The sequence below is a fragment of the Treponema sp. genome, assembly GCF_017430385.1.
Lineage (GTDB): Bacteria > Spirochaetota > Spirochaetia > Treponematales > Treponemataceae > Treponema_D.
Genome location: NZ_JAFRNB010000169.1, coordinates 117,779 through 123,778, shown reverse-complemented (window position 1 = coordinate 123,778; position 6,000 = coordinate 117,779). Strand labels below are relative to the sequence as shown.

Below are 6,000 nucleotides of genomic sequence, written 5' to 3'. Positions count from 1 at the left end.
TATGTCGAAGTCACAAACTCACTCAGGGGCTTCTCAACAAAAATCAAGTCGAATGAATGTACTGTAACAATCGGCGGCGGAAGCAATACGGGCGATGCTGGAATTGATATTGATTTCAACTAAAAAGTTTTGAGGAATTAAACAATTATGAAAAAATTTATAAAAAATGTAGTCGCCGGTTTTGCTTTATGCACGGCTCTCAGCCTTCCGCTTGTGTCATGCGCAAATTTCGCGGATTCGGACTCTGATTCGTACAGCATCGTAAAATCTGTAGAATATGGCTCAATCACAATCAATGGCAGTGAATCTGCTTCCCGCGCGCTGGATGTAAGCACAATTACATCTGCGACCGTGACTGTGAGCGGTTATGGAATGGAAGACATCGTGAAAAATGATGTTGAAATTCTTGGCGGAAAAGCGGGCGTAACAATCGAAAAGATTCCTGTTGGCCGGCGGGTTATTACGGTAAAAAGCAATGTTGACGGTGCGGTAATGCGTGCCGTATGTGATATTGCAGCAGTTTCAAATTCCGTAACTGTAAACTGGGCAAGCACTGCTGTCGGAAATGTTTATTACAATTTGATTAAAGGCGGAACGGATGTTTCTGCTTTGGTGGCATCTGTTTTTTCTGAAAAGATTCCTTCTGTTCACGCGAGCTTGTTTGATGCAGAAAATTTTGCTGCTGCATTTAAGGCTGCGAATCTTAATGCTTCTGGATTGAATGCAGATGATTACATTCTCGGTTATGGAAATATCGTCGTAAATTATACAAATACACTGCTGTCCAACTAAAAAGGTAGCCTAGGCTGAGAATCCCGAAAGTCTGTTTTATCGGGAATTTTGTGGAATAACCAGTCTAGAATTGAGATTCTCCTGAAAAGAGAAAACTGAATCTCACACAGAAATCTTGTGAAACATCTAGATTCCGGGGAAAGTCCTTTCATTGTTGCAGTCAAGATTGCGAACAGAAGATAAACAATCATCGCAATCCAAATCTGAGTCTTGACAGCATTCTCGCTCTGCCCGAAAAATTTCTTGATTTTGACATTTTGCTTAATGCTTTTGAAAAAAAGCTCAATTCTCCACCTTCTTCTGTAAATCGCTGCTATTTCAGACGAATCCATGTCAAAAATGTTTGTCAGAAGCGTGATTTTCTTTCCGGTTTTCTCGTCGACGCTGACGATTTTTCTCAATTTGCTGGGACATTTCTCTTTGCCAACCTTGCTGGTGAATTTTATCTTTTCATCGCTCAGGATATTTTTGAATTCTTTTCTCTTTGGAACTTCAATTTCTTCCATCGTTTCATGCTTTGTATTATCCTTGAGCCTTGTGACGAACAAAATTCCTTCTTTGCAGAACTTCTCGAATGTCTCGAAGTTAAAATATCCTCTATCAAATACCCCGATGTCTCCTTTGTAAAGCTTCATTTCTGTCAATGTCTGATTCTCATGCTCCTTCGCATTTTTTATGTCACATTGGGTCGGAATATTTTTTCTGAGGTCATATTTCACGAGCATCTTGACCCCGGATTTGGTCGTTCTGAATTCTGCCCACTCAAAATCATCTATGTTCAGGTCTAATGTGCTGCCGTCTATGGCATAAAGCGGGTTTTTGAAACTGAAATTTTCTTCGGGGATGACTTTTTCCGCTCTCTCACAGACCATGTAAAAGACTTCTTCCCAAAATTCGCACGGTCTGTTCTCATTTGCATATGCCAGTGTTGATTTTTTGATGCCGTCAATGTTTAAATTTAAATGATAGAACGAGGATTTTTCTCTGTTTAATGCATTTACAGTGCTCCGAAGCCCGCTCTGATTACTCATCACTGCAAAAATCATCGTGACGAACTGGTTCCATGCCGTGATTTTCTTGTAATACCTGTCTGCCTCATACTTTTTGACCAGAACCTGAAATCGAGGTCGATTTACGCCTTCTAGCAATTGTCCAAGTATTGTGTTATATTTGTTCATGTCTGTAATCCTTTTTGTGGTATGGAGTTATTTTGCAAGGCTTAATCCTACCACAAATTACAGACTTTAAAAACCCTCTGTTTTTCTTGGACAGCAGTGGTCCTTTATCTTCATTAACCGTGGGCGACTGCGTGTAACGACAATTGAAAAACAAAAACGAACAAGGTAGCCCAGAGAAAAATTATTGATTTTAAATTCACGGCAAATTTTTCAAAACTTTCGGAAAATGATAAAAAATCGGTGCTTGTCCTCATGAGCGAGATGGCAAGGCACTATTGAAAACTAGCAATGTGAAAGTTAGCAATTTTTACTGATTGAACCGCTTCAAGAAGTCTTTGAGCCTGTCGGTCTGAGGATTTGAAATCAGCGACTTTGGCTCGCCTTGCTCTACTATTACGCCGTCCGCCATGAAGATGATTTTGTCGGAGATGTCGCGGGCAAATGCCATTTCGTGTGTGACAACAATCATCGTCATTTTTTCATCGGCAAGTTTTTTGATTACAGCAAGGATTTCGCCTGTAAGCTCTGGGTCAAGCGCACTGGTCGGCTCGTCGAACAAAAGGACTTTCGGTTTTAGGGCAAGGCTCCTGGCGATTGAGACACGCTGCTGCTGACCGCCACTCAACTCGCACGGATAGGCATTTTCCTTGTCGGACAGCCCGACATCAGCAAGGAGTTTTCGTGCAATCTCAACGGCCTCAGTTTCCGGAGTCTTCAAAACATGCACCTGGGCATCAACGATATTCTGCAAGACGCTCATGTGCGGAAAAAGATTGAAATTCTGGAAAACAAACCCCAGGTTTAGGCCGATTTTGCGCAGCTCTTTTTTATCAGCGTATTTTCCGTTCTGGACAATCGGCTGGCCGCAGACATAAATCGAGCCGTCATCAATAGTTTCAAGCTGAGCAATGCAGCGGAGCATGGTTGATTTTCCGCTTCCGCTAGGCCCGATGATACCCAAAATTTCGCCCTGCTCCACATCGAATGAAATATCCTTGAGAACCGGAACATTGTCGGAGAATGTTTTTTTGATATTTTTTACGCTGATGATTGCCATGATTAATTACGCTCCTCAATTTCTGCGATTTTTTTACTGAGAGTTTCGGAAAAATTACGAAATGCAGAAATGAACGAATCGAAAATTTGAGAAACAAGAGATTCCGCATCTATTTCACTGTAAATATGAAGTGAAAGATTGCGAGCCTTGAGCATTGAAAGCCAAGTTTCTTCGTCATTAACAAAAGAATGGGCAAAACCTAATTTGAGGATTTCACGAGGAGAGCCGTTCTCCGCTCCCAAAACGCCGTGACCACGAAGAGTCTCCTGCAAAGCCTTCCATGCAAGCTCAAAAGTCAGATTGAACTGACCGATTACGCCTGTACGATAAATTTCATCTTTAGAAGCCTGCTCTTTTTCGGCTTTTTCAAGAACGGAAAGACTTCCAAGAAAATTTTCAAACTTTTTCATAAATTACAACACCATCTTTTTCAATTTCAGCCTTCAATTCATCAGAAATTGCTTTTGAAGAATCGACAACATCAAATCTCAGCAAAGTCTCGGATTCTTCATCAAGGGCAAATCTGAATTCATCGACATTTTCGCCAGTAACGAACAAATCTATGTCACTGCGCTCTCGATTTGTTTTTCTTGCACGAGAGCCGAATAGAGTCACTTTTCGTATTTCATGTTTTTCCGCAAGTCGAATTATTTCCGAAAGAACATTTTGAGGCAGGGCAACAGCCATACTTTTTCCTTGAGAAGACTATAGCACAACTCAAGGAAAAAGTCACGGAGGTTAATTGGATTTGAAAATGTCGTCCTTAAATGTCATTTCATAAAGATTTCCAAAACACTGTGCGTTTATTAACTGGACATGAGAGCCTATCGTATTTTGAACCAGATATTTATACAAATCTGCATAGCAGATTGATTCTTCTTTATTCAGGCTGTCCGTTAAATTTCTGGTAAATCTGTTTGAAATCCAGACTTTTAAATCCACGCTGTAAACATCTGCCAGTGAAGTCTCATAAGGACTTGCGGCCGTGAATACAAGAACTCCGTCTATGTCAACATCGCCATCAAAAGCAAATACACTTCCTGAATAACATGTTTCAATACAAATAACCATCTTGCGGAAGCGTTTATTTGCATGATTATTCGCGTTGTCATCCATCGCAAGGAGAGTGTTCTTCATAAGCTCAGTAGTAAAACCACCTTTATTTTTTTCCATGCCAGACAAATTGACCGCTCGTACCATGTCCTGACCAGAACCAGAAAATATCATCCTGATTGTCAGTTGTGAGGCGAGTCGGGGTTCTTTCAAGGTTAGGATGCTCCGTCCAAACTGAATCAGTTCGATTAAGTTCCGGAAGATTTCCCTTCATAATATTTGATAAATCTTCAACAGTCAGTTCAGAAAGCAGATAGTCAAATCTCATGTCATCAGTGTAAAGATTATCACCATATTCAAAGATTTTTCTTGCTCACCCTTTTTATTCTTTACAAATGGATCCAAACAAATCCAGTAGCAGTAATCCTTTCTCAAGTCACCACCAGAAGGTCGTACACACATCCAGATAGTCTTATCCTTATTTTTCTGGATAATATCACCAGCCGAATAGTAAGATTCTCCAGAGTATTTATTTTTAGCTGAGTTAGCCTCAAAATAAGTTCCAGAAACGAACTTAACTTTTTTAAGGTCAGGAATCTGCCTAATAGCAACTTCAAGGGTTGCAAATTCGTCAATCTTTGATGTCGCATCAGTATTAATCTTGAAAGACAATGTTCCCAAATCTGTAAAATTCCAGCTGGCATCTTTTACTTCGACAACTTCACCGATAATGCTTGAAACATACTCTGCCGCATCATCAACGCAAAAGGCAGGAACCAAACGAGTGCCTTGTTCGCCTTTTTCATAAAGACCTCCTTAAGCAAGATTCGAAGCCGTAATCACACATGAGGAAACACGCTGGAGTACAACTTCTTATAAAAACAAACACAGGCACAGAAATTCGTTTGGAAATCAATGCCTGTGGAATATAAGAGAGAAAAGAGAAATGTGATGCGAGGACGGAATTAAAATATAAGCCGCTATATATATAGTATACAGACTATTTAAACGGCTTGAGGACAAAAATTTATCCGCTGAATGAGAAATTTGAGCTAAAGTTGAGTTTATAAGTCCCCTCGAATGAATCATAAGGAAATTACAAGTCAGCTTTAAGCATTTCGCAAGATAAATTTAAGCAAATTTCAACAAAAAAAAGTTTAAAGGAACCGCTCGTTGATGATTAAGGAAAAGAAGCCCCGCCTACTTGTAGTAATCCAGCTTCTTTTCAATAACAATGAATCCGGCGGCGACAAGCCAGTTCATGATGAAATAGAACACACCCGCGATAAGGATTGGTGTTGTCGAAAAAAGGCGACTTGATGTTGTCTGTGCCGTGCGGAAAAGCTCTGCAATTCCCAAAACTGAGACCAAAGCCGTGTCCTTTACGAGCGTGATGACTTCGTTTCCCATCGCAGGAACAATTCTTTTTACAACCTGTGGAAGCACTATTCGGAAGAAAGTCTGCATTTTGGTGTAGCCCAAGACTTTTGCTGCCTCATACTGGCCACGCGGAATCGACTGAATGCCGCCACGGTAAATTTCCGCGAAATAGCAGGCATAATTTACAGAAAGGGCGATGATTGCAGCCACAAAACGGTCGTAAGAAAGCTTAAAAAGATAAGCCGGAAAGAAATAGACCGCAATGAGCTGCAAAATGAGTGGAGTTCCACGAATAATAAGCAAAAACGCGTTCACAATATATGAAAGCGGCTTAAAATGCGACATCCGCCCCGCCGCAAGAGGGAACCCCAGCGGCACGGAAAAAAGGAGCGTAAGGAAAAACACCTCAACCGAGACCACCGAGGCCGTAAGCATTGGAAGAATTATTTTAGTCATTTCACGCTCCTTTTTTTAAAACCACAGATTACTCAGATTACTCAGATTAGATTTTTCAGTTACGAAAATTATTCGTATTTTTCA

9 protein-coding genes are annotated in these 6,000 nt (G+C 40.6%); 1 reads left to right on the top strand and 8 read right to left on the bottom strand.

Going from position 1 to position 6,000, the window contains the following annotated elements; genetic code table 11:
- The first annotated feature begins 147 nt into the window (after positions 1 to 147).
- The gene (locus IJJ71_RS13210; RefSeq protein ID WP_296847682.1) at positions 148 to 792 is read left to right on the top strand and encodes a hypothetical protein; all 645 of its coding nucleotides are present in this window, start codon (positions 148 to 150) and stop codon (positions 790 to 792) included.
- Here IJJ71_RS13210 and IJJ71_RS13205 read toward each other — a convergent pair.
- The 8 genes from IJJ71_RS13205 to IJJ71_RS13170 all read right to left on the bottom strand — a co-directional run bounded on the left by IJJ71_RS13205 (position 789) and on the right by IJJ71_RS13170 (position 5,916).
- A complete protein-coding gene (locus IJJ71_RS13205) occupies positions 789 to 1,970 on the bottom strand; it encodes an IS4 family transposase (RefSeq protein ID WP_296847681.1) in 1,182 nt (393 codons plus the stop codon). The genes IJJ71_RS13210 and IJJ71_RS13205 overlap by 4 nt on opposite strands.
- A gap of 307 nt (positions 1,971 to 2,277) precedes the next feature.
- On the bottom strand, positions 2,278 to 3,027 hold the full coding sequence (locus tag IJJ71_RS13200) for an amino acid ABC transporter ATP-binding protein (RefSeq protein WP_296847680.1): 750 nt from the start codon (positions 3,025 to 3,027) through the stop codon (positions 2,278 to 2,280).
- A gap of 2 nt (positions 3,028 to 3,029) precedes the next feature.
- Positions 3,030 to 3,437 (bottom strand): HI0074 family nucleotidyltransferase substrate-binding subunit, encoded by a 408-nt coding sequence (locus tag IJJ71_RS13195; protein WP_296847678.1) that lies wholly within the window; start codon positions 3,435 to 3,437, stop codon positions 3,030 to 3,032.
- Entirely contained in the window at positions 3,424 to 3,714 is a 291-nt protein-coding gene (locus IJJ71_RS13190) for a nucleotidyltransferase family protein (RefSeq protein WP_296847676.1), read from the bottom strand. The genes IJJ71_RS13195 and IJJ71_RS13190 overlap by 14 nt, the downstream gene beginning before the upstream one ends.
- 51 nt (positions 3,715 to 3,765) lie before the next feature.
- On the bottom strand, positions 3,766 to 4,200 hold the full coding sequence (locus tag IJJ71_RS13185) for a C13 family peptidase (protein WP_296847674.1): 435 nt from the start codon (positions 4,198 to 4,200) through the stop codon (positions 3,766 to 3,768).
- On the bottom strand, positions 4,187 to 4,408 hold the full coding sequence (locus IJJ71_RS13180; RefSeq protein ID WP_296847672.1) for a hypothetical protein: 222 nt from the start codon (positions 4,406 to 4,408) through the stop codon (positions 4,187 to 4,189). Before IJJ71_RS13180 ends, IJJ71_RS13185 begins: the two co-directional genes overlap by 14 nt.
- The gene (locus IJJ71_RS13175) at positions 4,405 to 4,860 is read right to left on the bottom strand and encodes a hypothetical protein (protein ID WP_296847670.1); all 456 of its coding nucleotides are present in this window, start codon (positions 4,858 to 4,860) and stop codon (positions 4,405 to 4,407) included. Before IJJ71_RS13175 ends, IJJ71_RS13180 begins: the two co-directional genes overlap by 4 nt.
- A 420-nt stretch (positions 4,861 to 5,280) precedes the next feature.
- Positions 5,281 to 5,916: an amino acid ABC transporter permease gene (locus tag IJJ71_RS13170; RefSeq protein ID WP_296847668.1), complete on the bottom strand. Its 636-nt coding sequence runs from the start codon at positions 5,914 to 5,916 to the stop codon at positions 5,281 to 5,283.
- Between the last annotated feature and the right edge of the window lie 84 nt (positions 5,917 to 6,000).

Coding starts and splice junctions, on each gene's coding strand:
- IJJ71_RS13210 (WP_296847682.1), top strand. CDS start 148: ATGAAAAAATTTATAAAAAATGTAGTCGCCGGTTTTGCTTTATGCACG.
- IJJ71_RS13205 (WP_296847681.1), bottom strand. CDS start 1,970: ATGAACAAATATAACACAATACTTGGACAATTGCTAGAAGGCGTAAAT.
- IJJ71_RS13200 (WP_296847680.1), bottom strand. CDS start 3,027: ATGGCAATCATCAGCGTAAAAAATATCAAAAAAACATTCTCCGACAAT.
- IJJ71_RS13195 (WP_296847678.1), bottom strand. CDS start 3,437: ATGAAAAAGTTTGAAAATTTTCTTGGAAGTCTTTCCGTTCTTGAAAAA.
- IJJ71_RS13190 (WP_296847676.1), bottom strand. CDS start 3,714: ATGGCTGTTGCCCTGCCTCAAAATGTTCTTTCGGAAATAATTCGACTT.
- IJJ71_RS13185 (WP_296847674.1), bottom strand. CDS start 4,200: ATGGAAAAAAATAAAGGTGGTTTTACTACTGAGCTTATGAAGAACACT.
- IJJ71_RS13180 (WP_296847672.1), bottom strand. CDS start 4,408: ATGAGATTTGACTATCTGCTTTCTGAACTGACTGTTGAAGATTTATCA.
- IJJ71_RS13170 (WP_296847668.1), bottom strand. CDS start 5,916: ATGACTAAAATAATTCTTCCAATGCTTACGGCCTCGGTGGTCTCGGTT.